This is a genomic window from Allobosea sp. WAO, from assembly GCF_001509835.1.
GTDB lineage: Bacteria > Pseudomonadota > Alphaproteobacteria > Rhizobiales > Beijerinckiaceae > Allobosea.
In genome coordinates, this window is sequence record NZ_JXTJ01000008.1 from 328,408 (window position 1) to 354,668 (window position 26,261).

24 protein-coding genes are annotated in these 26,261 nt (G+C 67.0%); 11 read left to right on the top strand and 13 right to left on the bottom strand.

The features are described 5' to 3' along the window. Nucleotides 1–27: 27 nt before the first annotated feature. From DK26_RS16450 to DK26_RS16460, 3 genes are read right to left on the bottom strand one after another with little or no spacing between them, the layout of a single operon-like run. A complete protein-coding gene (locus DK26_RS16450; protein ID WP_066474690.1) occupies nt 28–1,581 on the bottom strand; it encodes an ABC transporter substrate-binding protein in 1,554 nt (517 codons plus the stop codon). 24 nt (nt 1,582–1,605) lie between these two features. Further along, nucleotides 1,606–2,814, bottom strand: coding sequence for an aminotransferase class V-fold PLP-dependent enzyme (locus DK26_RS16455; RefSeq protein WP_066474693.1), 1,209 nt, complete (start codon nt 2,812–2,814; stop codon nt 1,606–1,608). A gap of 47 nt (nt 2,815–2,861) precedes the next feature. Then, the gene (locus DK26_RS16460; protein ID WP_066474696.1) at nt 2,862–3,842 is read right to left on the bottom strand and encodes a N(4)-(beta-N-acetylglucosaminyl)-L-asparaginase; all 981 of its coding nucleotides are present in this window, start codon (nt 3,840–3,842) and stop codon (nt 2,862–2,864) included. Between the two features lie 226 nt (nt 3,843–4,068). Here DK26_RS16460 and DK26_RS16465 point away from each other — a divergent pair, with 226 nt between their 5' ends. Then, nucleotides 4,069–4,764: an FCD domain-containing protein gene (locus DK26_RS16465; RefSeq protein ID WP_066474699.1), complete on the top strand. Its 696-nt coding sequence runs from the start codon at nt 4,069–4,071 to the stop codon at nt 4,762–4,764. A 332-nt stretch (nt 4,765–5,096) separates the two neighbouring features. On the opposite strand, the gene DK26_RS16470 is transcribed toward DK26_RS16465, so the two are convergent. From DK26_RS16470 to DK26_RS16500, 7 genes are all read right to left on the bottom strand, one after another. Further along, complete coding sequence (locus tag DK26_RS16470; RefSeq protein ID WP_066474702.1) at nt 5,097–6,308, bottom strand: pyridoxal phosphate-dependent aminotransferase; 1,212 nt, start codon at nt 6,306–6,308, stop codon at nt 5,097–5,099. Between the two features lie 64 nt (nt 6,309–6,372). Continuing rightward, nucleotides 6,373–7,350 (bottom strand): threonine/serine dehydratase, encoded by a 978-nt coding sequence (locus DK26_RS16475; RefSeq protein ID WP_066474705.1) that lies wholly within the window; start codon nt 7,348–7,350, stop codon nt 6,373–6,375. 1 nt (nt 7,351) lies between these two features. Further along, complete coding sequence (locus tag DK26_RS16480) at nt 7,352–8,080, bottom strand: amino acid ABC transporter ATP-binding protein (RefSeq protein WP_066475547.1); 729 nt, start codon at nt 8,078–8,080, stop codon at nt 7,352–7,354. Nucleotides 8,081–8,138: 58 nt separating this feature from the next. After that, a complete protein-coding gene (locus DK26_RS16485) occupies nt 8,139–8,801 on the bottom strand; it encodes an amino acid ABC transporter permease (RefSeq protein WP_066474708.1) in 663 nt (220 codons plus the stop codon). A 3-nt stretch (nt 8,802–8,804) separates the two neighbouring features. Further along, nucleotides 8,805–9,521 (bottom strand): amino acid ABC transporter permease, encoded by a 717-nt coding sequence (locus tag DK26_RS16490; protein ID WP_066474711.1) that lies wholly within the window; start codon nt 9,519–9,521, stop codon nt 8,805–8,807. A gap of 43 nt (nt 9,522–9,564) precedes the next feature. Next, a complete protein-coding gene (locus tag DK26_RS16495; RefSeq protein WP_066474714.1) occupies nt 9,565–10,440 on the bottom strand; it encodes an amino acid ABC transporter substrate-binding protein in 876 nt (291 codons plus the stop codon). A 37-nt stretch (nt 10,441–10,477) separates the two neighbouring features. After that, a complete protein-coding gene (locus DK26_RS16500; RefSeq protein WP_066474715.1) occupies nt 10,478–11,182 on the bottom strand; it encodes an HAD-IA family hydrolase in 705 nt (234 codons plus the stop codon). A gap of 215 nt (nt 11,183–11,397) precedes the next feature. On the opposite strand from DK26_RS16500, the gene DK26_RS16505 reads away from it, so the two are divergent. Both DK26_RS16505 and DK26_RS16510 read left to right on the top strand, forming a co-directional pair. Next, entirely contained in the window at nt 11,398–12,063 is a 666-nt protein-coding gene (locus DK26_RS16505; RefSeq protein WP_184231627.1) for a GntR family transcriptional regulator, read from the top strand. A 122-nt stretch (nt 12,064–12,185) separates the two neighbouring features. Beyond that, entirely contained in the window at nt 12,186–12,956 is a 771-nt protein-coding gene (locus DK26_RS16510) for an aspartate dehydrogenase domain-containing protein (RefSeq protein ID WP_066474719.1), read from the top strand. 93 nt (nt 12,957–13,049) lie between these two features. Here the strand turns inward: DK26_RS16510 and DK26_RS16515 are convergent, their stop codons facing one another. Continuing rightward, nucleotides 13,050–13,940, bottom strand: a complete 891-nt coding sequence (locus DK26_RS16515; protein WP_066474722.1) for a LysR family transcriptional regulator — start codon at nt 13,938–13,940, stop codon at nt 13,050–13,052. Between the two features lie 235 nt (nt 13,941–14,175). On the opposite strand from DK26_RS16515, the gene DK26_RS16520 reads away from it, so the two are divergent. The 8 genes from DK26_RS16520 to DK26_RS16555 are packed head-to-tail and all read left to right on the top strand — an operon-like array spanning nt 14,176 to nt 24,355. Continuing rightward, on the top strand, nt 14,176–15,735 hold the full coding sequence (locus DK26_RS16520; protein WP_066474725.1) for an ABC transporter substrate-binding protein: 1,560 nt from the start codon (nt 14,176–14,178) through the stop codon (nt 15,733–15,735). 11 nt (nt 15,736–15,746) lie between these two features. After that, entirely contained in the window at nt 15,747–16,691 is a 945-nt protein-coding gene (locus DK26_RS16525; RefSeq protein WP_066474727.1) for an ABC transporter permease, read from the top strand. After that, the gene (locus DK26_RS16530) at nt 16,688–17,572 is read left to right on the top strand and encodes an ABC transporter permease (protein ID WP_083533274.1); all 885 of its coding nucleotides are present in this window, start codon (nt 16,688–16,690) and stop codon (nt 17,570–17,572) included. Before DK26_RS16525 ends, DK26_RS16530 begins: the two co-directional genes overlap by 4 nt. Further along, entirely contained in the window at nt 17,569–18,534 is a 966-nt protein-coding gene (locus DK26_RS16535; protein WP_066474729.1) for an ABC transporter ATP-binding protein, read from the top strand. Before DK26_RS16530 ends, DK26_RS16535 begins: the two co-directional genes overlap by 4 nt. Then, on the top strand, nt 18,531–19,400 hold the full coding sequence (locus DK26_RS16540; RefSeq protein ID WP_066474731.1) for an ATP-binding cassette domain-containing protein: 870 nt from the start codon (nt 18,531–18,533) through the stop codon (nt 19,398–19,400). Before DK26_RS16535 ends, DK26_RS16540 begins: the two co-directional genes overlap by 4 nt. Beyond that, nucleotides 19,387–21,462 carry a hydantoinase/oxoprolinase family protein gene (locus tag DK26_RS16545; protein ID WP_066474733.1) on the top strand — a complete coding sequence of 692 codons (2,076 nt, stop codon included), beginning with the start codon at nt 19,387–19,389 and terminating at the stop codon, nt 21,460–21,462. Before DK26_RS16540 ends, DK26_RS16545 begins: the two co-directional genes overlap by 14 nt. Beyond that, nucleotides 21,459–23,195 carry a hydantoinase B/oxoprolinase family protein gene (locus DK26_RS16550; protein ID WP_066474734.1) on the top strand — a complete coding sequence of 579 codons (1,737 nt, stop codon included), beginning with the start codon at nt 21,459–21,461 and terminating at the stop codon, nt 23,193–23,195. The genes DK26_RS16545 and DK26_RS16550 overlap by 4 nt, the downstream gene beginning before the upstream one ends. Nucleotides 23,196–23,197: 2 nt before the next feature. Further along, nucleotides 23,198–24,355 (top strand): DSD1 family PLP-dependent enzyme, encoded by a 1,158-nt coding sequence (locus DK26_RS16555; RefSeq protein ID WP_066474736.1) that lies wholly within the window; start codon nt 23,198–23,200, stop codon nt 24,353–24,355. Nucleotides 24,356–24,485: 130 nt separating this feature from the next. Here the strand turns inward: DK26_RS16555 and DK26_RS16560 are convergent, their stop codons facing one another. Further along, a complete protein-coding gene (locus DK26_RS16560; protein WP_066474739.1) occupies nt 24,486–25,475 on the bottom strand; it encodes an alcohol dehydrogenase catalytic domain-containing protein in 990 nt (329 codons plus the stop codon). A 13-nt stretch (nt 25,476–25,488) separates the two neighbouring features. Further along, the gene (locus DK26_RS16565; protein WP_066474741.1) at nt 25,489–26,259 is read right to left on the bottom strand and encodes an SDR family oxidoreductase; all 771 of its coding nucleotides are present in this window, start codon (nt 26,257–26,259) and stop codon (nt 25,489–25,491) included. Nucleotides 26,260–26,261: the final 2 nt, after the last annotated feature.

A 26,261-nucleotide genomic window follows, 5' to 3' on the forward strand; every position in this document is an offset into this window, starting at 1 on the left:
TGCCGGATGGCGGCTTCAGGCCAAGGCCTAGTCGATCGACATGGTCGGCAAGGAGATCCCGGTGCTGCTCTCGTTCAGCGCGCCGGACAGATGCCGGTAGCCCTTGACGTTGCGCCGGTAAGCCTGCGCCTGTTCGCGGTAGTTCACGAACACCCAGGGGCTGGTCTCGAGCAGCCGCTCCTCGACCTTGGCATAGATCGCCTTGCGCTTTTCCATCTCCGTGGTGGCGCGGCCTTCGGCCAGCAGCTTCTCCAGCGCCTCGTCGCGATAGCCGATCGGCTTGGCCCAATAGGTCGAATCCGCCCCGAAGTAATAGGCGTAGGCGTCCGGGTCGGGCAGCTTCATCGAGACGCCGTAGAGCATGGCGTCGTAGTTCGCGGCATTCTTCCGCTCCATAAGGTTGGCCCACTCGACCAGCCGGATGTTCACGGTGATGCCGATCTCCTTGAGGTTCGCCTGGATGACCTGCGCGGTCGTCGTGTAGATGCCGAGCCCCTGGAAGACGATCAGCTCGATCTCGAGGCCCTTGTCGTGGCCGGCCTGCGCCAGCAGCGCCTTGGCCTTGGCCGGGTCGCGCTTGAAGCGGCCGTCCAGCTCCTTGTTGTAGAAGGGGGAATCGGACGGCGTCGGCGGCCCGTAGATCGGCGAGCCATGGCCGAAGAAGGCGGCCTTAGAGATCGCCTCGCGGTCCACCGCATAGGCGATGGCCTGCCGGACCTTCGGGTCGTCGAAGGGCTTGCGGGTGGCGTTGAACCAGATGTTCATGAAGGCGCCGCCGCTGGAATCGACTTTGAAGTTCGGCAGGCGGCCGAGCATGTCGATGTCCTTCCAGGGCACGAAGTCGATCATATCGAGCGAGCCGCTGCGCAGAGCGTTGACGCGCGCGTCGTCGCTCTTGATCATCCGCACCTCGACGCCGTTGAGATAGGGTTCGGCGGCGAAATATGTCGGGTTCTTCTCCATGACGGCACGCACCGAAGGCTCGTACTGCTTGAGCACGAAGGGGCCGGTGCCGTTGGCCGAGGCCTTCACATTGGCGCCGCCCTCGATCCACTTGCGCGAGACGATGGCCGCCTCCGGCAGCGCCAGCACCGAGAGCAGCGTGGCGTCCGGCTGCGGCTTCTCGACCTTGACGGTCCTGGCGTCGACGACCGTGACGGTCGCGCCGAGGAGATTGGTGCGCAGCGTCGCGGCCGTTTTCTCGTCGATGATGCGGTCGAGCGAGAACTTGACGTCCTCGGCGGTCACCGGCGCGCCGTCATGGAAGGTCGTCCCGGCCCGCAGGTGGAACAGAATGGTCTTCGAATCCGGCTGCTCCCAACGCTCGGCGAGGCGCGGCACGACGGCGCCCTTGGCGTCGTAGCCGACGAGCGGGCTGTAAAGCGCCTCGATCAGCACGCGCCAGGCATTGCCGCCATAGACATGCGGGTCGAGATTGGTGATCTCGGTGACCGTGCCGTAGCGCAGCGTGCCGCCCTTCTTGGGCGTCTGCGCGAAGGCGGAGCCGGCAGAGCCGTGCATCAGGCTGAATGCGGCTGCGCCCAGCGTGGCCTGCGAGAACGTGCGGCGGGAGATGGTCATGCTGGTTCCCCTGTTCTGGTTGCTTCAGGCCGCCGGCAGCGCCGCCACGAAGCGGTCGATCTCGGCGATGTCGTTGTAGTAGGAGGGCGAGATGCGCATCCGTCCGCCGCGCATGGCGAGGTCGACGCCGGCCTGCTTGAGCCTGGCTTCGATGTCCTCGCCCGGCAGGGTCGGATGTCGGAAGGAGAGATTGCCGGAACGCTCGCCCTCGCCGAACGGGCTCACGATCTCGTAGCCGCGGCGGCGCAGCGCCTCGGCCGCATAGGCGTTCAGCCCGAGGATATGGCGCTCGATCGCGGCCGGCGTCAGCTGCAGCTGCAGGCTGACCGCGGCGTCGAGCCCCCAGATGCCCGGGAAATTCACCAGCGCTTCCTCGAAGCGCCCGGCGTCCGGACGGTAGCTCAGCTCATAATCCATATGGGCTTCATGCTTGCCGACGCTGTGATAGCCGACGCTCGGCGGGTCGAGCAGGTCGAGGGCGTCGCGGCGGCAATAGAAGAAGCCGGTCCCGATCGGCGCCAGCATCCACTTGTGCCCGCCGACAGACATGAAGTGCACGCCGAGGCGCTCGACATCGATGGCGAGAACGCCGGCCCACTGGATCGCGTCGAGGTTCAGCAGCACGCCCTTCTCATGGCAGAGCGCAGCCGTCGCCTCGAGATCGTGCCGGAACCCGTTCGAGAACTGCACGGCGCTGATCGAGACGAGGCGGGTGCGATCGTCGATCAGGGCGCGGATGTCGTCGACGAGGATGCGCCCGCCGCGGTTCTTGACCCAGCGGATCGAGACGCCGCGCTTGGCGAGCTTCATCCAGCAATAGACGTTCGACGGGTATTCGATGTCGGGCAGGATGAGGTTGTCGCCTTCCTTCCAGTCGAGCCCGTTGGCGACGTTGACCAAGCCTTCCGTGGTGTTCTTGACGAAGGCAATCTCCGAGCGCTGCGCGCCGATCAACCGGGCGATGCGGTCCTTGATCGCAGTGTCGGCATGCACGCACCAGCGCGGATAGTCGTTGCGGCCATTGTCGCGGACATTCGCCAGGAAGCGCTCGACGGCGCCGATCACCGGCAGCGAATGGCCGCCGATCGAGGCGTTGTTCAGGTAGCAGCGCCTCTGCTTGATCGGGAACAGGCTGCCGACGCTGGCCAGCGTCTGCGCGCTGATCCCGTCAGGGTCGTCAGCGAAGAGATCGGTCTCCGGAAAGGAAGCCGCAGTCGGCGCCAGGCTGTTCACGCTAAAATCTCCTCTCGACGGAACGGTGCGGTTCGCGGGGGCACAGCTCACAGTTCCATCTGTTCGTAACGGCGGTGCGCGGTCGGCTTCGGCGCCGGGTCCTCGCTGATCGCGATAATCTCGCAGGGGTGGCTCGCGGGGGCGGCGTCGCCCTGGCGCCAGAGCCAGTAATGGTTCTCGGGCAGGCCGTTGACGGCGACGACGTTGTGGCCGCCGGCGGCGTCGATCGCATGGATCGTCACCCGGCCGATCAGTCCGCCCTTGAGTGCGCGCATGTCCTCGACAGCTTCGAGGACGGCCTCTTCGACGCTCATGCCCATCTTCATGTAGAGCACGACGGCGCGCGATGTTCCGGCGCGGATGCTCATCTCGCCGACCCCGGTGCAGGCGCACGCGCCGTAACGGCTGTCGGCATAGGAGCCGGCGCCGATGATCGGGCTGTCGCCGAGGCGGCCGGGATACTTCCAGCCCCAGCCGGAGGTGCTGGTGCCGGCGCCGATATGGCCCTGCGCATCGCGCGCCAGGAAGACCGTGGTGTCGCGGCCGATCTCCGGGTCGATCGCCTGCTTGCAGAGCTCGGCCATCGGCAGGTCCGGCCAGCGCGCCCGGTCGGCCTCCTCAACCTCGTCGCGGAACCAGCGCTCCCAGGCGCTGCGGGCGTGCGGCATCAGCAGCTCGCCGGCCTCGGCCTGGATTTCGGCGGCGAAGCGGCGCGCGCCATCGCCGACCAGCAGTTCGTGAGGCAACCTCTCGAGCACCTGTCGCGCGATGCTGACAGGATGCAGATAGCCGGTCAGCGCGCCGACGGCCCCGGTCCGCAAGCTGGTCCCGTCCATGACCGAGGCGTCGAGCTCGACCTCGCCGAGCAGGTTCGGCCAGCCGCCCCGACCCACGGTGCGGACCTCCTCGCTCGCCTCGACCAGCCGGATGCCAGCCTCGATTGCATCCAATGCCGCACGGCTGCCGAAGAGCGCTTCAGCGGTTGCTGTGATGCCGCAGGCTCCCTCGTTGTTGCTGATGGCGATCACTGGCAGGTCCGGCGCTTGAACATTGAATGCAATTTTATTACGCCGTCGCGTGAGATCGCGCAATAGGTTGGATGAATCGCAATCATGTCGGCCAGAATGGCGCGGATTCAACGATTAATCTGGATGTAATTCCGGATAGATGATACAAACACGCTTCCGCCGATTGAATTCAAATGATCGTCGGGACAGCAATCGCGCCGGATCGGCGCTAGCAGTGTGCTCGGAAATGTCGGAAACCACCGTTTCAAAACGCGCGCCGAAGCTGCTGCGGCAGACGTCCACCGGGCGCGTCGCCGCCATGCTGCGTGATCAGATCCTTTCGGGAGCCTTGCCCGAAGGAATGCAGCTCCGGCAGGAGAAGCTGGCGGCGGAGCTGGGCGTTAGCCGCGTTCCGATTCGGGAAGCCTTGCACCAGCTCGAGGCCGAAGGTCTCGTCAGGCTGGAAACGCACAAGGGCGCCGTCGTCTCGGGCCTCTCGATCGATGATCTCGAGGAGGTCTACGAAATCCGCGCCCGCCTGGAGACCTGGCTGCTCGAGCTGTCGATGCCGCTGCTCACGCAGCAGGATTACGCCCGGGCCGAGGCGCTGCTCGCCACCATGGCGGAGGACCAGCAGGATGAGCACTGGTCGAGCCTGAACTGGAACTTTCATTCGGCCCTCTACGCGCCGGCGAACCGGCCGCAGACCCTCGAACTGATCCGCAAGCTCTACCTCAACGCCTATCGCCATTTCCCGCTCCCGATCCGGCTGACGGGCGGACGGGACCGGATGCATCGCGAGCATGAGCTTCTGCTCAAGCTATGCCGGGAGGGCGACGTCCAGCGCGCGAAAGACCATCTGGAACAGCACATCCTGATGGGCGCGCGCCAGCTGATCAGCCGGCTCAAGGCCATGCGCCGCCGCGATGCGGATCATTCATGATTGCCTCGTTATCAGCAGCTCAATAGCGAGAGATCCGCCGCGACACTTTCAAGCAGAGCCGTTGTCGCAAGCCGCAATCGCGCCCACTACTATCAACCTTCCCGCACGAGTACGTATCGCACCGTGCGGTAAGTAGCTGTGATGACATCGGGCACTGACCGTGACGCTGGTCACATACTGCGAACAGGCTCGACCAACGGGTAGAGGGCGAGGTGCGCCAGGAGCCGACTCTAGGCGATCACCCGGAAGCGGACATTCAGGGGCACGCATTGACGGTGCGGCGTTGCCCCTTGAAGCGGTCGTAGCCTGCGGCGCTCGCACCGCATGTTCATCTAGACCTTGTATCGTTCAACCATCGTGACGATCCGTTGGGCGGCATCCAGCGCTGCGCCCCGGTCCTGCGAATAGTTCAGGCGGATGCTATGCGGATGCGGGCCGAACTCCGTTCCCGGTGTCACGATCACGTTCGCCTGCTGGCGAAGCAGCCGAACGAAATCGAGCGGCGCGACGCGCAGCGCTGGCAGCGTCGGGAAGACGTAGCTGCCGGCCTGCGGGCACCGTGTCGGGAAGCCGGCCTCGGCGAAGATTGCCAGCAGATCGTCGCGGATGCGGTGATGGTCGCTGACCCGCTGCTCCATCCAGCCTGCAGGCTCGGCGAACCACGAGCGTAGCACCGCCTGGTTGTAGCCGGCAGCCCTGAGCGAGACGATCGCTTGCAGCTTCTCCATTCGGTCGACGATCGCCGGCGCGCCGAAGGCGACGCCGAGGCGGTAGCCGCTCAGTGACTCGGTTTTGGATGGCCCCATGATCGTCACGCACTGCTCGTCGGGAAGGCCGCTGGCGCGGATATGCGTATAGCTTTCGCCAGCATAGCGCAGGCGGGAGTAGAGCTGGTCGGCGACGACCATGGCGCCGTAATGCTTCGCCAGGTCCGTGATCCGCCCGATCTCGTGCGGCGAGTAGACCGCGCCGGTCGGGTTGTTGGGGTTGGAGAAGACGAAGACCTTCGCGCCCGCCGCGAAGGCCGCTTCCAGCGCCGACAGGTCGAGGCCCGCCCCTTCGCCGCCGCCGAGATAGTCCATCGCGATCGGCATGACCTCGCCGCCGAAGAATTGTACCAGCTTCCGATTGGCGAAATAGTCCGGCTGGACGATCGCGACCTTGTCGCCTGCGGCGACGGTCGCGGCCAGCGCCAGGAACAGCGCGCCCTGCGTGCCCGGTGTGACGATGATGCCAGCATCGGTCGAGACCCGCGCCCCGGTGAAGGCTTCGAGCTTGGCGGCCAGTTCCGCACGAATATCCGCCGAGCCGCGATACTCGGTGTAGGCTTGGCGCCCGCCGATCTGCACCGCCTTTGCGAAACGCTCCATGGCGTCCGGCGGCGGCGGGAAGGCGTCGACGTCGCCATGCGAGAAGTCGACCGCACGGCCGGGCAGCGCCTCTCCGATCATCAGGGCCCGGATGTCGGCATCCGAGCGCCGCACCTCCTGTCCAGGCGCGTTGTCGGTCGAGAGAGCTAAGAATTTGTTGGCGAGCGAAGCCATGGCGTTTCCTGTTGACGGGTTGATGAGCGAGGCTTGGTGTTCGGTCGGTGAGGCCGAGCGGCGCTCAGCGTGGCTCGAGTGCTCTGCGGAATACGTCCGGCTCGACATTGCCGCCCGAGAGCAGCACCACGGCGCGCCGCCGGCGCAACGCTTCGGGCCGCGCCAGCAGCGCCGCGAGCGCGACCGCTCCGCCGGGTTCAAGAACGAGGCGCAGATGCTCGAAGGCGAAGCGGATGGCTGCGAGTACCTCCTCATCCGAGGCCGTCAGCACCCGAGACAGTTTGTGGCGATTGAAGGCGAAGGGCAGTTCGGCCGGGGTCGGCGCCAGCAGCGCGTCGCAGAGCGAGCCAGAGAGACGTTCGTTGACCTCGCGCCGACCGCTTTCGAGCGAGCGCCTGGTGTCGTCGAAGCCCTCGGGCTCAGCCGCCCAAAGCTCGGCCCGGCTGGCGACGGCCTCCATGGCGAGGCCGGTCCCGGCCGCGAGCCCGCCGCCGCCGCAAGGCACGACGACGAGATCGACCGCGCCCTCGGCCTGCGCGGCGGCTTCGAGCAAGGCGGTGCCCTGGCCGGCGATGACGAAGGGATCGTCACCCGGCGGCACGACCGCGACCGGCGAGTGCGCGGCGATCTGCGCCGCGATCTCCTCGCGCGATTGCTTGCCGCGTTCGTAGAGCACGACCTCGCCTTCGTTCTCGCGCACCTTGGCGATCTTGTTGGCGGGCGCGTCGCTCGGCATGACGATGGTGGCGCGGATGTCGAGCATGCGGCCGACCGTCGCTATCGCCTGGCCGTGGTTGCCGGTGGAATAGGCGACGACGCCACCCGGGAAGGCCGCGCGATCGAGACGGTGCAGCCGGTTGTAGGCGCCGCGGAATTTGAAGGCACCGGAGCGCTGCAGATTCTCGCATTTCAACAGGATCTCGCCGCCGGTCAGCCGGTCGAGCGCGGGCGAGCGCAGCAGCGGCGTGCGGACCGCCACGGGCTGCAGGACGCGGGCGGCGTCGAGGACGTCGTCGGGGCTCGGCAGGGGCATGTCGGTCATGTCAGTGGGCCAGGATACGCGAGAGGAAGAGGCGGGCGCGTTCCGAGGCCGGCTCGGCGAAGAAGCGCGCGGTTTCGGCGACCTCGACGATCTCGCCTTGGTCCATGAAGACGACCCGGTCGGCCGCCGCCTTGGCGAAGCCCATCTCATGGGTAACGACGACCATGGTCATGCCCTCGCGGGCGAGTTCCAGCATCACCGCCAGCACCTCGCCGATCATCTCGGGATCCAGGGCGGAGGTCGGCTCGTCGAAGAGCATGGCGACCGGGTCCATGGCCAGCGCCCGGACGATGGCGATGCGCTGCTGCTGACCGCCCGAGAGCTGCGACGGGTAGGCGGCCTCCTTGTCGGCGAGGCCGACGCGGCGGAGCAAGCCGCGCGCCTTCTCCTGCGCCTCGTCGCGGCTGCGCTTAAGCACGTGGATCTGCGCCAGGCAGATGTTCTCCAGCACGGTGAGATGCGGGTAGAGTTCGAAATGCTGGAACACCATGCCGACCCGGGCCCGTATCCGCGCGGCGGCGGCCGGCTTCGAGGGCAGATCCTCGCCATCGATCGCGATGCGTCCGGCCTGCACCAGCTCGATGCCGTTGATACATTTGACGAAGGTGCTCTTGCCGGAGCCCGAGGGCCCGCAGATCACCACGACCTCACCGCGCGCCACCTCGAGGCTGCAGTCGCGCAGAACCGGGACGTCGCCATAGCTCTTGGACAATCCTTCGATCCGTATCATCTCGACCATGTCGTTCACGCTGTCCCGCGGGTTGCAGGGGAAGGGATTACCGGCGGCGCTAATGCGCACGCTGCCGGTCGCTGCTCAGGCGCTGCGCCAGGGTGCTGCCCGCGGTGCAGAGGGCGAAGTAGACGAGCGCGGCGAACACATAGAGCTCGACGATGCGGTTCTGGGTGTTCGCGACGATGCTGGCCGAGGTCATGAAGTCGTGCAGGGACACGACATAGACCAGCGACGTATCCTGGAAGAGCACGACGCCCTGCGTGACCATCAGCGGCGCCATCTTGCGTAGCGCCTGCGGCAACACCACCAGGCGGATCGCCTGGAGATAGCTCATGCCGGAGGCCTGCGCGGCCTGCCATTGCCCCGGCCGGACGCTCTTCAGGCCGGCCCGGATGATCTCGGAATAATAGGCCCCCTCGAACATGACGAAGGCGATCAGCACCGAGTAGAGCGCGCCGACCGGCCGGCCGAGCAGGAGCGGCACCAGGAAATAGAACCAGAAGATCACGAGGATCAGCGGGACGGCCCGGAAGCCATTCACATAGAGCGCGGCGAGCGTCGCCAGGACGCGGAAGCGCGAGAGGCGGACGATGGCGATGACCAAGCCGAGTGCCAGGCCGCCGATCATGGCGATGGCGGTCAGTCCGAGGCTGAGGCCGAGCCCCTTTGCCAGGAAGGGCAGAGCGCCCAGAATGACGGAGACGTCGAAGCCGGACATTGCTCATCCCCTCGCTGTCGGGCCGGGGATCGAGGTCTTGCGCTCGATGATCGCCATCAGCGTCGTCACCATCAGGGCGATCGTCATGTAGACGACGGTCGCGGCGGTGAAGGCCTCGAAGCCCTGATAGGTGAAGCTCTGGATCTTCTGGGTCTGCGCCGTCAGCTCGTAGACGCCGATGGTCAGCGCGATCGAGGAGTTCTTGAAGATCGTCAGGAACTCTGAGGTCAGCGGCGGAACGACGATCCTGAAGGCCTGCGGCAGCAGGACGAGCCGATAGGCCTGTACCGTGGAGAACCCCGAGGCGCGCGCCGCCATCGACTGGCCGCGGGGCACGGAGGCGATGCCGGCGGCGACCTGGACCGCGACGCGCGAAGCTGTGAACAATCCCAGCGCCACGATCGCCGTCACGACTTCGGGATGGGGCAGATCCCGCTTCAGCCATGTCCCGGCGGCCTTCGGCAGCAGCTCGGGCACGACGAAGAACCAGAGGAACATCTGCAGGAGCAGCGGCACGTTCCGGAACAGATTGATGTACGAGCCGGTGGCGAAGCGCACCATGCCGGAGGCGCCGCTGTGGACGATGCCGATCAGCGTCCCCAGGCCGAGCGCTATGATCCAGGCGGCGATCGAGACCGCCAGCGTCATGGCGATGCCCTGGCCGAGCCACTCCAGATAGGGGGACTGGACGAGGACGCCCCAGTTCCATGCATAGTTCATGGCGTGCTCTTCCCCGGCCTGCCCCCGAAGCTTCCGATCCGCCTCACTCGGGAAGCCCGATGATCTGGAAGGTCGTCGCCAGCGGCGCCGAGAGCGGCACGCCCAGTGGCTCGAACCAGGTCTGGTAGACCTGCTGAAGCTCGCCTTCGCGCGCCAGCCGGGCGAGCGTCGCATTCACCAGCGACAGGAAGACTGTGCTGTTCTTCTGAACGAGGAAGCCGTAGCTGTCGTAGGAGAGCGGCTTGCCGACGACCTCGTAGTCGGCCGGCGACGCTGCCTTGCTGCGCAGCCCGAACAGCAGGATGTCGTCGGTCGAGAACGCGTCGACGCGATCGGTCGACAGGGCAAGGAAGCCCTCCGAATTGTCCCGCACCGGCACGATCCGGATGTTCAGCTTGTCGCGCTCGATGATGGATTTGATCAGGCGCTCGGGGACCGAGTTGATCGGCAGGGCGATCGACTTGCCCTTGAGGTCGGCGAGTTCGGCGACGCCGGACTTCGACTTCACCAGGAGCCGCGTCGAGGAGACGAAGAAGGGGCTCGAGAAATCGACCTGGGCCTGGCGCCCGATCGTGTTGACCGCCGACTCGCAGGAGATGTCGACGGTGCCGTTGGCGACCAGCGGGATGCGGTTCTGCAGATTGACCGGCACCCATTTGATCTTGAGATCCGCCAGGCCGAGCGCCGTTTTCACGGTCGCCGCGACCCGGACGCAGAGATCGGTCGAATAGCCGGTCGGCTTCCCCTGCGCGTCGATATAGGAGAACGGGATCGAAGCTTCTCGATAGCCGATCGAGATCGACTTCTTCGCCTTGATCCGGTCGATCACGGCATCGCTCGCTTGCGCTCGCGCCGCCGACGCCACTCCCAGTGCCAGGCTGACGCCGATGGCGGCCAGCCCCAAGATCCTGCCCTTCATGTCCCGCTCCTTTATTGTTGTCGGTTGATCGCAAGCTTCAGGCGATGGCTTCGAGCAGCTCTGCAAGGCTCGATACCGTCAGGTCCGGCCTGGCCTCGGCCGCGCCTTCGCCGGACAGTCCGAGCAGGCGGTCCGGCCGGTTGATCCAGGCTGATTTCAATCCCAGCCTGTTGGCGGGCGTGATGTCGGCGCGAAGGCTCTGGCCGACATGGAGGACGCGCTGCCGCGGGATCCCGGCTGCGTCGAGATCGGCGAGCGCCGTGGCGAAGTGCTCGTCGCTGGGCTTGTAGGCGCCAACGCGCTCGGCCGTGACGACGATGTCGAAGCGGATGTTCATCTTGGCGCAGGATGAAGTGAGCGAAGCGTTGTCGATGTTCGACAGCGCGCCGATCCTGGCGCGCGCCTGCAACGCCTTCAGTCCGGCCTCGGTGTCAGCGTAGGCCGGCCAGACGTGCGGAGTCCGCGAGAAGGCCTCGCGCCGGGCGGGATCGACCGCGACGCCGTAATCGGCCGAGATCCTGTCGAAGCAGCGGCACAGCACCTCGGGATAGAGATGAGCCGGGCGCTCCTTCTGGATCGCGGCGCGAGCCCGATCGAAGGACATGATCAGCTCGTCACCGGTCGCGGTGACACGCTGCTCCTGCGCCCAGGCCTGGAGGAAAGCCACGATCGACGGCTCCCAGTCGATCAGGGTGCCGTAGACGTCGAAGGTGACGGCGTCGAAATCTGACAAGCGAAGCATTGGAAACCCGTTCCCATTCAGGCTGGAATAAATTAGCGATAATCGCTAAAATTTGGATCGTCAACTCCCGGATGAATCCGGTTTGAGATTGAGGAGGTCAGCGCGAACTATCACCGTCTTGCGCCGATTGACTTCTGAAGGCGGCTCACTCAAAGGTGACTCGTTGACGCCTTCAAATCGCTAATCTCGCACAGGGCGGACGTCATTTGGACCATGTGAACATCGTTGATCCGGCACCGCGCCGGGACAACCGGTCGGCCGCGGCGGTCGTCGCCGACGATTTGCGCGCCGCAATCCTCCGCAATCGACTGTCGGGTGGCGAGCGGCTGCGGCAGGACGCGATCGCCACGCAGTTCGGCGTGAGCCAGATGATCGTTCGCGAGGCCTTCAAGCAGCTCGTCGGCGAGGGCTTCCTCACGGCCGAGCCGCGCCGAGGTGTCGCTGTCGCCGTCATGAGCCGCGACGAAGCCTGGGAGATCAGCCAGCTTCGTGCGCTGCTGGAATGCCAGGCGCTGCGCTGGGCGATCCCCAACATGGTCCGCGTGGACTTCGTCGGCGCCGCCAAGGTGCTGGACGAGCTCGACACGACCGGCGCGGTCGACGCCAAGATCCTACTGAACGGCCGCTTCCACCAGATTCTCTATGCGCCGGCCAGGCGCCCGCGGACCCTGGAGATGATCGAGACGCTACGGATGAACTTCGAGCGCTATCTCCGCTACACTTGGGAGCAGACGCATCACCTCGAGCAGTCCCAGGCCGAGCATCGCAACATTCTGACGCTCTGCGAGATGCGCGATGTCGAGCGGGCCTGCGACCTCCTGCGGAAGCATGTTCTCGCGACGGGCGATCTCCTCGTCGACAGCCTCACGCCGAAAGCCTAGCGCGCCTGCCGAGGAAGCGCCCGCTGCGAGCGCCCCATGCTTGGCATTTTTATCGTTAATCGCTAGAACTGGAGCGCCGCTCGCCGGGCCGCTCCGTTGGATCCGGGACAGGGAAGAGGCGGATGAACTACCAGCGAGTCGGCATCATCGGAGCCGGCGTCATCGGACAGGCGATCTTCGACGCCATCGTCGCCCAAAATCTCGCCGCAGTGGACTACGTGCTGGTCGACGAGCGCTTCGTGCCGCCTGCTGACGCGACGCGTCTGCGCGAACACCTCACCACCGATGTCCGGCGCGCGCTCGCCGCCTCCACGGAGCTGGTCATCGAGGCGGCGCATCCCGATGTCGTCGCCCGGCTCGGCGCGGAGCTGCTCGCGAAGGGCGATCTCTGTGCCTTCAGCTCGTCGGCGCTGGCCGATGAGTCGATCGAGACCGCCGTCAGGCGGGCCGCCGCGGCTGCCGGGACCCGCCTCCTGATCCCGCATGGAGCGGTTGTCGCGCTGGATGGGCTCAGCGACGGCCGTGATGCGATCGACCAGGTGATCGTGACCACGACGAAGAACGGGGCGAGCCTGGGCTCTTACGCCGGTGCCCAGGGCGTGCTCTTCGAGGGCTCGACGCGGGAAGCCTGCACCCGGTTTCCGCGCAATGTGAATGTGCATGCGGCCCTCGCAATTGCCGGGATCGGCTTCGACCGCACGCGCAGCATCGTCGTAGCCAATCCCGAGACGAGGCAGATGCGCCACCGGGTCCAGGTGTTCGGTCAGGGCTTCGAATGGGACATCTCGGTCAGCTCAACCACACTCGGCGGCGTTTCCGGGGCCTATACGCCAAAATCGGCAGTCGGATCGATCCACCGCATCTTCGGCTTCCACCCTGTCGCAGCTTGCTGAGACTAGGCGGAGCCAACCACTGCCAAGCGCCACTAGCAGACATTCGTGCTTTGACGGGAAGCGGACATCCACAAGCCAAGCGTCGACACGTGCTTACCGTGCCAACTTCGCAATCTCGGTAGCGAGGTTCGCGAGGTAACTGCATTCATCGGCAGATTCGTTGTTCCACCACATCGCGCAGAGGTTGTGAGACGGAATCGCCGGACGGGCCTCCAGGACGCGCAGCCCCAGCTTCTCTCCCGACAGATGGATCATCTCGCGCGGGATCATCGCTGCGCCGGTGCCTGCGTTGGCGAGGCGAGCGATCACGGTCAACGGATTGCAGGTATTCAGCCGCCGCGGTTTTAGGCCGTGTGCGCCGAACCACATCTGGATGGTGGTGAACAGGCCCGAAGGCGAGCTGTTGGTGAAGATCGGCAGGTCGACCAAGTTCTCCGGCGTCGCGACATCGCCGGCGAAAGGGAGGCCCTCGCCGACTACCCAGACGAGATCAATGAGCCAAAGCGGGACGATCGTGACCCCTTCATGGGCACGTGGCTGCGACAGGAAGGCGATGTCGATCGAGCGGTCGAGCAGCAGCTGTTCGAGCCTGGTGCTGAAATCGACGGTGACGTCGACCTGCAATTCGGCATGGCGGCGCGCCAGATGGGCGAGCAGGTCGGGCAGGATCGCGGCGGCGAAGGAATCGGCCGCGCCGATGCGCAGCAGGCTCTTGCCGCGCAGGCCTTCCTTGCTGTGGCGCTGCACCTGTTCGGCATGGGCCAGCAGCCGCTCGATGTCGGCATAGATCGCGTTGCCCAGCGAGGTGGGGGAGGGGCGATAATGCGAGCGGTCGAAAAGCTCGCCGCCCAGAATGCGCTCGAGTTCCTTGATGCGCAGACTGACAGTCGGCTGCGACAGGTTGAGATGCTGGGCGGCGGCGCGGAACCCGCCGAGGCGGGCGACCCAGTAGAACGCTTCCGCCTGGCCGAAAGTGTAACGCACCGCTCCGGGACCATCTCGGCATGAGAGCCCTCATCCTGAAGAGGCGCGCGGTGGCGTCTCGAAGCGGGAGGGCTGAGGGGATCTTCGACAGCTTACCAAACGATAGCGTAAGACAATCAAGCGGCAAGCACTTCCTATTTTTATTCGCCGCGTCAGCGCTCTAGCTTTCCCATGTTCGGCGCGGCGCCGGCCTCCGGCGCCGCCAAGGCATTGCCATAAAACAAGGGGGACTCCGATGCTGACCGTGCCGACAAATCGCCGTGCGTTTCTCGCAGCCGCAGCAGGCGGTGCCCTGGGCGGCCTTCTGCCCGCGAGCCTGCTCCACGCTCAGCCGAACAATGGCAAGACGCTGACCATCGTCCTGCCGAGCAACCCGATCACCATCGATCCGATAAACCAGCTCAATCACGATGCGATGGTCCTTGGCCAGACCGTGTTCGAGAACCTGGTCGAGTACGATGTCGACGGTGTGCTGAAGCCGCAGCTGGCCAAGGCGCTGCCGGTGATCTCGGCCGACAAGAAGACCTACACCTTCGAGCTGCGCGACGACGTCACCTTCCACAACGGCAAGAAGATGACGGCGGAGGATGTGAAATACTCCTTCGACTATCTGCTCGACCCCGCGAACAAGGCGGCGCGCCGCTCGCTCTTCACCCGCATCACCAAGGTCACGGTGCTCGATCCGCTCAAGGTGCAGTTCGAGCTGTCGGAGCCCTATGGCCCCTGGCTGTATTTCCTGACCAAGTACATGGGCATCTACCCCGCGGGCTCGCGCAAGGAGCACGGCGACGACTATTTCAAGTCGAAGCCGGCCGGGGTCGGTACCGGCTTCGGCGTCTTCGAGGAGTGGAAGCCGAACGACTACATCAGCTTCAAGAAGAACCCGAACTACTGGCGCAAGGGCTTGCCGCACTGGGACCGGCTCGTCGTCAAGATGATCCCGGAGGATGCGACCCGCGTCGCCTATCTGCTCACCGGCCAGGTCGACCTGATCAGCGCCCCGCCGCCGCGCGAGTTCAACCGGCTGAAGACGATGCCGGGCGTCACCGGTGCCTCTCGCCCGACACTGGGCGGCGCGCTGCTGATGTACACCAACAACCTGAAAGCGCCTTTCGACGATGTGAACTTCCGCAAGGCGGTTTCCGCCGCGATCGACCGCAAGACAATCGGCGAGAAGGTCTATTACGGGTTGCTCGATGCGTCCTCCGTGCCGGCACCGGCGCGCGGCTGGTGGTTCAATGCGGAGGCCGACAAGGAGCTCGGCTTCGATCTCGAAAAGGCGAAAGCCCTCCTTGCCAAGTCGAAATACGCCACCGGCGCCGAGTTCGACCTCAGCATCCAAGCCGAGCCCTATCTGCTCGACACCAAGGATGCGGCGATCTTCGTGCAGGCGCAGCTCGCGAAGATCGGCATCAAGGTCAATCTCAAGGTCTACGAATTCTCGGTGCTGATCCAGCAGGCGATCCGCGGCGAGCATCAGGCGGCGCTGCAGGTCTTCATGTCGCCGGGCGAGCCGAGCTACATCATGCAGGTCTGCCTGACGCCGGAGCAGGTGCTGTCCAAGAGCACGGGCTACAACAATCCCGAGTTCAACCAGACATTGGCGGCAGCCTTCGCGGAGACGGAAGAAGCCAAGCTCAAGGAGCTCTACGGCAAGCTGCAGGCGCTCGCCGCCCGCGACGCGCCGCTCGGCGTGCTCGGCTATGTCCACGCCTCCAATCTATGGCGGCAGGCGCTCCAGGACGTGAAGGTCAACCAGGGTCTGACGATCGCGCCCGGCGAGATCAAGGTCTGAGCGAGCCCGCCATGCTTCGCCTCGTCGCAGGCCGCATCGTCTCCTCGATCGGCACGCTGCTCTTCGTCGGTCTCGCGCTGTTCGCGCTGACACGCTCCGGTCCGGGCTCCCCCGCCCGGATCGTGCTCGGGGCCGACGCGACCGCTGATCAGATCGCGCAGTTCGAGCAGTCGCACGGCCTCGACAGGCCGTTCCTGTCGCAATACGCCGCCTGGCTCGGCGATGTCCTGCGCGGGGATTTCGGCAAGTCCTTCGTCACCGGCCGCGACGTCGCGACCGAGATCGTCAGCGCTCTGCCGGTGACGCTGTCGATCGTGCTCTTCGCCTTCCTGATCGCCCTCGTCTTCGGGCTCGGCATCGGCGTCCTCGCGGCGCTGAAGCCGGGCGGCGTCTTCGACCGGGTCAGCCGCTTTGCCTCGGTGCTCGGTCTGTCGATTCCGGCCTTCTGGCTCGGCATCGTGCTGATCCGCTTCCTGGCGGTCGATCTGCGCTGGCTACCGCCGGGAGGCTACTTTCCGCTGTCGGCCGGGCTGTCGCTGCATCTGCAGAGCATCCTGATGCCCTCGCTCTCGCTCGCGGTCTACTACATCGCCGTGCTCGCCCGGATGACGCAGGCGAGCCTGCAGGAGACCCTGCGCGGCGACTATGTCCGTACCGCCCGCGCCATGGGCCTGTCCTCGCCGCAGGTGGTGTTCTACGCGCTGGTCAACGCGCTGCCGCCGGTGGTGAACCTCGCCGCACTCTCCTTCGGCTACATGTTCGGCTGGGCGCTGATCATCGAGCAGGTCTTCAACATTCCGGGCCTGTCGCGGGCGCTGTTGAACGCGATCTCGCAGCGCGATTTCCTGCTGCTGCAGGGCATCGTCTTCCTGTTCACCGCGATTTTCGTCTTCGCCAATCTCGGAGCCGACTTGGTCAACCGCGTGCTCGATCCCCGACAGAGGGCAGCGGCATGAGCGAGCTGCGCAAAGCCCTTCGCGGGCTCGACTGGAGCGGCTGGCTGGGCGCCGTCATCGTCGGGCTGATCGTCGCCGCCGCGATCCTCGCGCCGCTGATCGCGCCCTACGATCCGCTCGCACTCAATATCGAGGACAGGCTCACCGCGCCCGATGCGAAGCACTGGCTCGGCACCGATCAGGCCGGCCGCGACGTGCTCAGCCGCATCCTGTTCGGCGCCCGCGCCTCGCTCTCGGTCGGGATCGGGGCGGTGCTGATCGGTGCAGCCATCGGGGTCTCGGCTGGGGTCTTAGCGGCCTACAGAGGCGGGCTCGGCGAGCAGATCGTGATGCGCGTCGTCGACGGCGTTGCCTCGATCCCGCTGCTCGTCTGGGCGATCGCCATCGTCGGTATCCTCGGCGTCGGGCCGTTGCCGGTCGGGCCGCTGCTCTTGCCAAACGAGGTCAAGATCATCGTCCTCGTCGGCTGCCTGTTCTCGCCGGTCTTCGCCCGCGTCACCTATGCGGTGGCCAAGCGCATCGCCGGGGCCGACTATGTCCGCGCCCGCTTCCTGCAGGGCGCCTCGCACTGGCAGATCGTCATCGGCGACGTGCTGCCGAACTGCCTCTCGCCGATCATCGTGCAGGGCACGCTCCTGGTTGCCATCGGCATCGTCATCGAGGCCTCGATCAGCTTCGTCGGCCTCGGCGTGCAGCCGCCGCAGCCGAGCTGGGGCACCATGCTCTCCGATGCCCGCAGCGCGATCTATTCCGGCGAATGGTGGCTGCCGGTCTTCCCGGGCCTTGCCATTTCGCTGACCGTGATCGGCTTCAATCTCCTGGGCGACGCGGTGCGCGAATTGTTCGATCCGCGCAGCGAAGCCAGGACATTGGTCGCATGAGCCCGGCTTTGCTCAGCGTCGAGGGCCTGCGCGTCGGCTTCCGTTCGGCGGATGGCGGCATTGTCGAGGCGGTGCGCGGCGTCGACTTCAGCGTCGCGCCGGGCGAGGCCGTCGGCATCGTCGGCGAATCGGGCTCGGGCAAGAGCCTCAGCATGCTCGCGGTGATGCGGCTGCTCGGCGCCCCGGCGCGCGTCACCGGCGGCCGCGTGGTCTTCGACGGCGAAGACCTGGTCGCGGCCGACGAGAAGCGCATGCGGGCGCTGCGCGGGCGCGACATCGCCATGGTCTTCCAAGACCCGCAGAGCTCGCTCAATCCGGCGCTGACCATCGGCCGGCAGATTACCGACGTGGTGCGGGCGCATCGCGACGTGTCGGCGACGGAAGCGCGGCGCATCGCGGCGGAGTCGCTGGAGCGCGTCGGCATCCGCGACGCCGGAAAGCGCCTCGCCTCCTATCCGCATGAATTCTCCGGCGGCATGCGCCAGCGTGCGCTGATCGCCATGGCGATCGCCTGCCGGCCACGCCTGCTGATCGCAGACGAGCCGACCACGGCGCTTGACGTTACCGTCCAGGCGCAGATCGTCGACCTGATCGCGGAACTGCGCCGCGAGCTCGGCCTCGCCGTGGTGTTCATCTCGCACAACCTGCAGCTCGTCGCCGAGATCGTCGACCGCGTCGTCGTCATGTATGGCGGCAAGGTCGTCGAGGACGGGCCGGTCGAAGCGATCGAGCGCGGCCCGCGCCATCCCTATACCGGGCTGCTCAAGGCCTGCGTGCCGAGCCTGTCCGGCCCGGTCGGCCCGCTGACCGCGATCGAGGGCGCGCCGCCGCGGCTCGGGCGCTTGCCGGCCGGTTGCCCGTTCTCGCCCCGCTGTCCAGACGCCATCGAGACCTGCGCCCGCGAGATGCCGGCGCTGATCGCCGAGGCCGGACACCGCACAGCCTGCTGGAGGCCGCGATGACCGGCCCGATTCTCGCGCTGCGCGGCGTCTCGAAATCCTTCCCGCAGGGTGGCCTGCTCGACCGCCTGCTCGGACGCGACAGCCGGCTCGTCGCGCTCGACGATGTCAGCCTCGACGTGATGCGCGGTGATGTCGTGGGGGTCGTCGGAGAGAGCGGCTCGGGCAAGTCGACGCTGGCCAGCCTCGCTGTCGGGCTGGCGCGACCGACCTTAGGCGACGTCCTGCTCGACGGCCAGTCGATGGCGGAGTTGATGCGCGATCATGCCGGGCTATGGCGCCGGCGCGTGCAGATGGTCTTCCAGGATTCGAGCAGCGCGCTGAACCCGCGCAAGAGCGTCGACCGGTGCCTCGGCGAGACGCTGGCGCTGCGCGGCGTGCCGAGGGCAGGGCGCGAAAGCGAGATCGCCGAGTTGCTGACGCTGGTCGGCCTCGGACCGGAGATCGGCCCGCGCCTGCCGCACGAGCTCTCCGGCGGCCAGCGCCAGCGCATCGGTCTCGCACGGGCGCTGGCGATGAAGCCGGAGGTGCTGATCGCCGACGAGCCGGTTTCGGCGCTCGACGTCTCCCTGCAGGCGCAGGTGATCAACCTACTCTCGCGCCTCACTCGCGAGCTCGGCCTGACCCTGCTCTTCATCAGCCACGACCTCGCGCTGGTCCGCACGCTGTGCAGCCGCATCGTCGTGATGCGCAAGGGCGCGATCGTCGAGCAGGGCGCCTGCCTCGACGTGCTCGACCGGCCGCAGCATCCTTACACCCAAACCCTGATCGCCGCCGTGCCGAAAGGCCTCGCCGGCCGGCGCAAGACGTGGCCGGCGCCGTCCGCGGTGGCTCCAGAAACCCGGGAAGACATCCATGGCGCAGCATAGCTACCGGATCGGCATCGACATCGGCGGCACCTTCACGGATGTCGTCGTCGCGCGCGACGACGGTCTGATCGAGACCCGCAAGGTGCCCTCGACCCCCGACGACTACAGCCGGGGCATCGCGCAGGCGCTGAAGGCATTGGTCGAGGACTACCAGACCACGCCCGACCGCATCACCGGCATCGTCCATGCGACGACGGTCGCGACCAACGCCATCCTCGAATACAAGGGCGCCCGCACCGGCCTCCTGACTACCGCCGGCTTCCGCGACGTGCTCGAGATGCGCCGCCTGCGCATCCCCGTGCTCTACGACCTGCAATACGACAAGCCGAAGCCGCTGGCGGCGCGGCGCTTGCGCCTCGAAGTCAACGAGCGGCTCGGACCCGACGGCGCGGTGCGCGTGCCGCTTTCGCGCGCGGACGTCGTCGCAGCGGCGCAGCACTTCCGCGAGGAGGGCGTCGAGGCCGTCGCGATCAGCTTCCTGCACGCCTATGCCAATCCGCAGCACGAGATCGAGGCCGAGGAGATCCTGCGCGCCGAGCTCGGCGACGGCGTCTATATCTGCCGCGGCTCGGAGATCTTGCCCGAGATCCGCGAGTACGAGCGCACCTCGACCGTGGTGGTGAACGCCTATATCGGCCCGGTCGTGCGCAACTATGCCAGCGCGCTGACGGCGCGGCTCGCCTCGATCGGCGTCGGCTGCCAGGTCGAGATGATGCACTCCGGCGGCGGCATCATGAGGCTCGGATCGGCGGTGAAACGCGCGGCGTCGCTGGTCGAATCCGGCCCGGCCGCCGGCGTCATCGCCTGCGCGAGGCTGGTGTCGGGCGGCGAGGAGCCGAGCATCATCTCCTTCGATATGGGGGGCACCACCGCCAAGGCGGCGCTGATCGAGCATGGCGAGCCGGCGCGCACCACTGAATACGAGGTCGGCGCCGGCATCAACCTGTCGAGCAAGCTGGTCAAGGGCGGCGGCTACCCGATCAAGATGCCCTTCATCGACGTCTCCGAGATCGGCGCGGGCGGCGGCAGCATCGTCGCGATCGACCGGATGAACCAGGTCTCGGTCGGCCCGCAGAGCGCCGGGGCTTATCCGGGGCCGGTCTGCTATGGGCTGGGCGGCCGGCAGGCGACATTGACCGACGCCTTCCTGACGCTCGGCTACATCAACGATGTCGCGCTCGCCGGCGGCAGCTTCCCGCTCAAGGCCGATGCGGGCCGCGCCGCGCTGAACGACCAGGTGGCGCGCCCTCTCGGGCTCGACCTCCAGCAGACGGCGCGCGGCGTGCTGACGCTCGCGGTCACCACGATGACGCGCGCGGTCAAGGCGGTCTCGACCTATCGCGGCCGCGATCCGCGCCAGGCGACGCTGGTCGCCTTCGGCGGCAACGGCCCGGTGGTCGCGGCCGAGGTCGCGCGGGCGCTCGGCATCCGCCGGGTGATCGTCCCGCGCGCCGCCGGCGTGTTCAGCGCGCTCGGCCTGCTGCGCTCCGATGTCGAGCAGGAGTTCGTGCGGCCGTCGCGGCGGCGGGCGGGGGAACTCGACGGCGCCGGGCTGGAGCAGCTCTTCGCCGAACTCGGCGCCGATGCGCGGCGTATCCTCGCACTCGAAGGTTATGATCTCGCGAAGGCCGAGTTCCGCTATGCCGCCGATCTCCGCTATGTCGGACAGGCCTATGAACTGACCGTGCCGGCGAGGCGCCTCGACATCGCCGAGCTGAACGAGCTCTTCCACCGCGAGCACGAGCGCACCTATGGGCATCGCTCGCAGAAGGACGCGGTCCATCTCGTCAATGCCCGCCTGACAGCGCGCCTGCCCCTGATCGCGGCGCGCCAGCAATTTGGGGCGGAAGCGCCGATGCGCCGGGCTGACCGGCCGGTCTCGTTCGCCGCGGGAGCGCCCGCCGCCAGCATCCCGGTGATCGGCCGGGCCGATCTCGACGCCTCTGCACGGCGCGGGCCCTTCGTCATCGAGGAATATGACTGCACCTGCGTGGTCGGCCCAGGCCAGAGCGCCAGGCTCGACGAGGCCGGCAATATCGACATCGCCTTGGAGACCGCATGAGCATGTCCGCCATCGACCCGATCACGCTCGAAGTGATCCGCAACGCGCTGGCCTCGACCGCCGACGAGATGGCGCTGATCGTGATGCGCTCGGCCTATTCGCCGGTCGTGCGCGACATCATGGATTACTCGACGGCGCTCTGCGATGCGCAGGGCAGGGTGATCGCGCAGGGGCTGACACTGCCGATCCAGCTCTGCTCCTTCCCGCGCATCATGGGCTTCGTGCGCGAGCGCTATCGCGACACGCTGAAGCCCGGCGACATCCTGATCGCCAACGACCCTTATGGCTCCGGCGGCCAGCACCTGCCCGACATCTATATCCTGAAGCCGATCTTCGTCGCCGGCCGGCTCTCGGGCTTCGCCGCGACGGTGGCGCACCACACCGATCTCGGCGGCATCGTGCCCGGCAGCGTCGCGATCTACGCCACCGAGATCCAGCAGGAGGGGCTGCGCATCCCGCTGCTCAAGCTCTACGACGCGGGTGAGCCGGTCGAGTCCGTCTTCCGCATCATCGAGGCGAACACCCGCTCGCCGGTCGAGGTGCTCGGCGACATCCGCGCCCAGATCGCCGCCTGCAACGTCGCAGAGGAAGGGCTGAAGACACTGATCGGCCGCTATGGCGCTCGGGAACTGGACGCCTATATCGACGCGCTGCACGACCATGCCGAGGCGATGATGCGCGACGTCATCCGCGCCCTGCCGAACGGCGTCTACCGCGCCACCGACTATATCGACGGCGTCGGCAAGAACCCGCAGCCGCTGCCGATCGTCGCGACCGTCACCGTGGCCGATGACACGATCGACATCGACTTCACCGGCACGGCCGATCAGGTCGCAGCCTCGATCAACTGCCCGATCTCGCTGCCGGAATCGGCTTCCTTTTGCGCGATCCGCTGCCTGTCGCAGCAGGACATTCCCAATTGCGAGGGGTATCTGCGGCCGATCACGGTCAGGGCGCCCGAGGGCTGCCTGGTCAATCCGCGCTACCCCGCGGCGTGCGGTGCGCGCGGTGTCGTCGGCTACCGGGTCTTCGACGCGATCATGCAGGCGCTCGCCCAGATCGTGCCGGAGCGCGCCATCGGCGGCTCGGAAGGCGGGCCCTATCTGCTCGCCGGCGGCGGCATCCATGAGGGGCGGCCCTTCGTGCTCAACGAGATGGTCGTCGGAACCTGGGGCGCGCGCGCCGGCAAGGACGGCATCGAAGGCATCTCCAACCCCGCTGCCAACCTCTCCAACCAGCCGGTCGAGATGATCGAGGCCGACATGCCGGTCGAGGTGCTCCGCTATGGGCTGGTGCCGGATACGGGCGGGCCGGGCGAGTTCCGCGGCGGGCTCTCGTTCGTCCGCGAGTTCCGCTTCCTCGCCCCGATCCGCTTCGTGCTGCGCGGCGACCGGCGCGACCATCCGCCCTTCGGCTTCGAGGGCGGCAGCCCCGGCGCGCCCTCGGCCCATATCCTGATCCGCGCCGACGGTACCGAGCAGGGCTTGCCGACCATGCCGATGGAGAGCTTCACCGCCCGCCCCGGCGACGTCTTCCGCCTGATCGGCGCCGGCGGCGGCGGGTATGGCGATGCGCTGCAGCGCGATCCCATTCGCATCGAGGACGATCTGCGCGAGGGCAAGGTCACGGCTGAGGGCGCAGCGCGCGACTACGGCGTGGTCTTCGCGGCCGACGGAGCGACCATCGACCTTGCGGCCACGACGCGCCTGCGGGCCGAACGTTCCGGAGCCTAGCCATGAGCACGCCCCTGTTCGGCGCCGCCGCGCTGAATCAAAAGCTCGTCGGCCTGCCGGGCAGCCGGGCACGGCTGGAGACGCCCGCCGCCGTGCTCGATCTCGACCAGTTCGAGCACAATATCGCGCTTATGGCGGAAAGCTGCCGCAAGGCCGGGCTGAAGCTCAGGCCGCATGCAAAGTCGCACAAATGCGCCGAGATCACCCGCCGGCAGATGGCGGCGGGCGCGCTCGGCAATTGCTGCGCCAAGCCGGGCGAATTGCTGGCGCTGTTCGAGGGCGGCGTCCGCGACCTTCTGCTCAGCGCGCCGATCGCCAGTTCGATGAAGATCGACGCGCTGGCGTGCGCCGCCGCGGCCGGCGGGCGCATCGGCGTCGTCGTCGACCGGGCCGATCTCGTCACCGCCTATGCCAAGGCGGCGCAGCGTCGCGCCACGACCTTCGACGTGCTGGTCGACCTCGACGTCGGGCTGAAACGCAGCGGCGTCGCGAAGCCGGCCGAGGCGGTGGAACTGGCGAGGCTGGTATCGCGCTTGGATGGGCTGCGCTATCGCGGCGTGCAGGCCTATCAGGGCCGCGTCCAGCATATCGACGATTTCGCCGCGCGCCGCGCCGCCAACCGTGAGATGGGGCGGCTGCTCGCCTCGATGCTGGACGCTCTGCGCGAGGCCGGTCTCGCGCCGGAGATCGTCTCGGGCGGCGGTACCGGCAGCCATCTGCTCGACGGCGAGGACCAATTGCTGACCGAGATCCAGGCGGGCTCCTACGTCTTCATGGACGAGGCCTACAACAGCGTCGACATGCATGGCCGCGGCGGGCCGGAGTTCGCCCCGGCGCTGCGCATCGCCGTCACCGTGATCGGGCACAGCTCGCTCGGATTCGCCATCACAGATGGCGGCAGCAAGAGCTTTGCGCTCGACGGCCCGCCGCCGCGCGTCTTCCTCGGCGGTGAGCTGGTCGGGCGGATCGAATGGTGCGGCGACGAATTCGGCCGCATTCTTCCGTTGGGAGGACAATCCGCATTGCCGATTGGCACGGTTGTCGAGTGCACAGTTTCGCACTGCGACCCGACCATCAACCTGCACGACGTTCTTCACGTGGTTCGGGAAAAGGAACTCGTGGCGCTATGGACGGTCGAGGCTCGGGGACGCGCTGACTAGGGACTGCATAGCGTCAAATCCGAGGCGTGCAGGCGCCAGCTGCAGACTCTAGGCGATCGCCCGGAAGCGGACATTCCGGGCCCTGCTTTCGATGACAAAGCCGGCCTCCCGATAAATTGGAGATCCTGCTTCAAGTCGTGAGAACGATTTTTGCTGAACCGACACGACCGCCATCGATATCGGCAAATGCTTGGCTGCCCTCGCTGAGCGAGCGTTGCTCGATCCAGCCGAGATCGCCGAGACGCCCCTTGGCGAGGGCTTCGACGGTCTGGGCAAAATCGGCGGGCGTATAGCAATAGACACCGGCAAACGTGATCTCTTGCAGGGTGATCGCTCGAACGTCGAGGCCAGCCTGGCCGGGGAGCAGGCCGACATGGACGATCACGCCGCCGGGCCGCACCAGACGGCAGGAAGCAGCGCGCGTGGCATCGGCGCCGACTGCGTCGATGACGAGGTCGATGGTGTTTTCAGGTGGCTCATCTTGGCCGGGCTGATAGACGGCGAACCCTTCCGCCATCACCGTTTGACGCCGCAGTGGATTGGTTTCGCCGAGCAGCAAATCGCGCGCACCAAACAGGCGGGCGACGAGCCCGGCCGCCAGGCCGATCGCGCCCCCACCGAGTACGACGATACGGCAGGCGGCTAGCGGCTGATGCAGACGTTGCATTCCGATCCGGACCGCATGCCAGGCGACGGCGACCGGCTCGGCGAGCGCCGCATGGGCGACCAGCATTGTGTCGGGGATTGGCGTCAGATTGCGCAGCGGGATGCGCACCAGCTCGGCGAACGCGCCCGGTCGCGGCGGCATCGAGATGATCTGCCGCGTCGGCGAGAGATGCCAGCGTCCCTCGATCGCATACGAACAGTTGGGGTCGACGACGAGCGGGTTGATGGTCACGCGTTCGCCGGCACGTGGCCCTGTCGCGATCCGCCCCGCCGCTTCGTGTCCGAGGATCAACGGCGGCGGCCGACGCGCGTCGAAACCGTGATAGGCATGCATGTCGGAGCCGCAGATGCCGACAGCCTCAACCCTGACCAGGACCTCGTCGGCCTGCGGCACGGGGTCCGGCTCGTCGCGGAAGACGAGGCTGTTGGGGCCGGTATAGACGAGAGCCTTCATCGGGCCCGCCTCCTCATTTCGCGGTAAAGCCGCCATCGACGGCGAGCGTCTGGCCGGTGACATAGGCCGAGGCCGGCGCAGCGAGGAAGACCGTCGCTCCCGCAAGGTCGTCGAGCTCGCCATTGCGGCCGATCGCGGTTTGCGCGGCATTGCGGGCCGCCCGTTCGGCGTCATCGAACACCGCCTGCGTCAGCGGCGTCGGAAAGAAGCCAGGCGCGATCGCATTGCAGGTCACGCCTCGGCTGGACCATTCCTGCGCGATCGCCCGCGTCAGTTGCACGACGCCGCCCTTGGCGGCGCCATAGGGCGCGCTGTCGGGAAAGGCCCGGTAGCTCTGCAGCGAGGCGATGTTGATGACCCGGCCATGGCCGCGCCGCGCCATGGCCGGAGCGAAGGCCTGCGTCAGCAGGAAGGGCGCGCGCAGATGCACCGCCATGTGCAGGTCGAAGGCTGCGGCTGTGACCTCGCCGAAGGGCTGGCGCAGGTTCAGCCCGGCTGCGTTGACCAGGATATCGATCTCGCGTCCGATACCTTCGCAGGCGTTCGCCAGCACGGTGCCTGCGTTCGGCGAAGCCAGATCGGCGACGACGATCTTCGCGGCGATCCCTTCCGTGCCGAGTCCATCCGCGGCCTTGCGCAGTTCCTCCTCGCGCCGCGCGACGAGGACGAGCTGCGCGCCGGCGAGGCCGAGGGCCCGCGCCATGGCGAGACCGATGCCGCTATTGCCACCGGTGACCAAGGCGGTGCGCCCGGAGAGGTCGAACAGTGCCGCGAGACGGAACACGC

Coding starts and splice junctions, on each gene's coding strand:
- DK26_RS16450 (WP_066474690.1), bottom strand. CDS start 1,581: ATGACCATCTCCCGCCGCACGTTCTCGCAGGCCACGCTGGGCGCAGCC.
- DK26_RS16465 (WP_066474699.1), top strand. CDS start 4,069: ATGTCGGAAACCACCGTTTCAAAACGCGCGCCGAAGCTGCTGCGGCAG.
- DK26_RS16470 (WP_066474702.1), bottom strand. CDS start 6,308: ATGGCTTCGCTCGCCAACAAATTCTTAGCTCTCTCGACCGACAACGCG.
- DK26_RS16475 (WP_066474705.1), bottom strand. CDS start 7,350: ATGACCGACATGCCCCTGCCGAGCCCCGACGACGTCCTCGACGCCGCC.
- DK26_RS16480 (WP_066475547.1), bottom strand. CDS start 8,080: ATGATACGGATCGAAGGATTGTCCAAGAGCTATGGCGACGTCCCGGTT.
- DK26_RS16485 (WP_066474708.1), bottom strand. CDS start 8,801: ATGTCCGGCTTCGACGTCTCCGTCATTCTGGGCGCTCTGCCCTTCCTG.
- DK26_RS16490 (WP_066474711.1), bottom strand. CDS start 9,521: ATGAACTATGCATGGAACTGGGGCGTCCTCGTCCAGTCCCCCTATCTG.
- DK26_RS16495 (WP_066474714.1), bottom strand. CDS start 10,440: ATGAAGGGCAGGATCTTGGGGCTGGCCGCCATCGGCGTCAGCCTGGCA.
- DK26_RS16500 (WP_066474715.1), bottom strand. CDS start 11,182: ATGCTTCGCTTGTCAGATTTCGACGCCGTCACCTTCGACGTCTACGGC.
- DK26_RS16510 (WP_066474719.1), top strand. CDS start 12,186: ATGAACTACCAGCGAGTCGGCATCATCGGAGCCGGCGTCATCGGACAG.
- DK26_RS16520 (WP_066474725.1), top strand. CDS start 14,176: ATGCTGACCGTGCCGACAAATCGCCGTGCGTTTCTCGCAGCCGCAGCA.
- DK26_RS16525 (WP_066474727.1), top strand. CDS start 15,747: ATGCTTCGCCTCGTCGCAGGCCGCATCGTCTCCTCGATCGGCACGCTG.
- DK26_RS16530 (WP_083533274.1), top strand. CDS start 16,688: ATGAGCGAGCTGCGCAAAGCCCTTCGCGGGCTCGACTGGAGCGGCTGG.
- DK26_RS16535 (WP_066474729.1), top strand. CDS start 17,569: ATGAGCCCGGCTTTGCTCAGCGTCGAGGGCCTGCGCGTCGGCTTCCGT.
- DK26_RS16540 (WP_066474731.1), top strand. CDS start 18,531: ATGACCGGCCCGATTCTCGCGCTGCGCGGCGTCTCGAAATCCTTCCCG.
- DK26_RS16545 (WP_066474733.1), top strand. CDS start 19,387: ATGGCGCAGCATAGCTACCGGATCGGCATCGACATCGGCGGCACCTTC.
- DK26_RS16550 (WP_066474734.1), top strand. CDS start 21,459: ATGAGCATGTCCGCCATCGACCCGATCACGCTCGAAGTGATCCGCAAC.
- DK26_RS16555 (WP_066474736.1), top strand. CDS start 23,198: ATGAGCACGCCCCTGTTCGGCGCCGCCGCGCTGAATCAAAAGCTCGTC.
- DK26_RS16560 (WP_066474739.1), bottom strand. CDS start 25,475: ATGAAGGCTCTCGTCTATACCGGCCCCAACAGCCTCGTCTTCCGCGAC.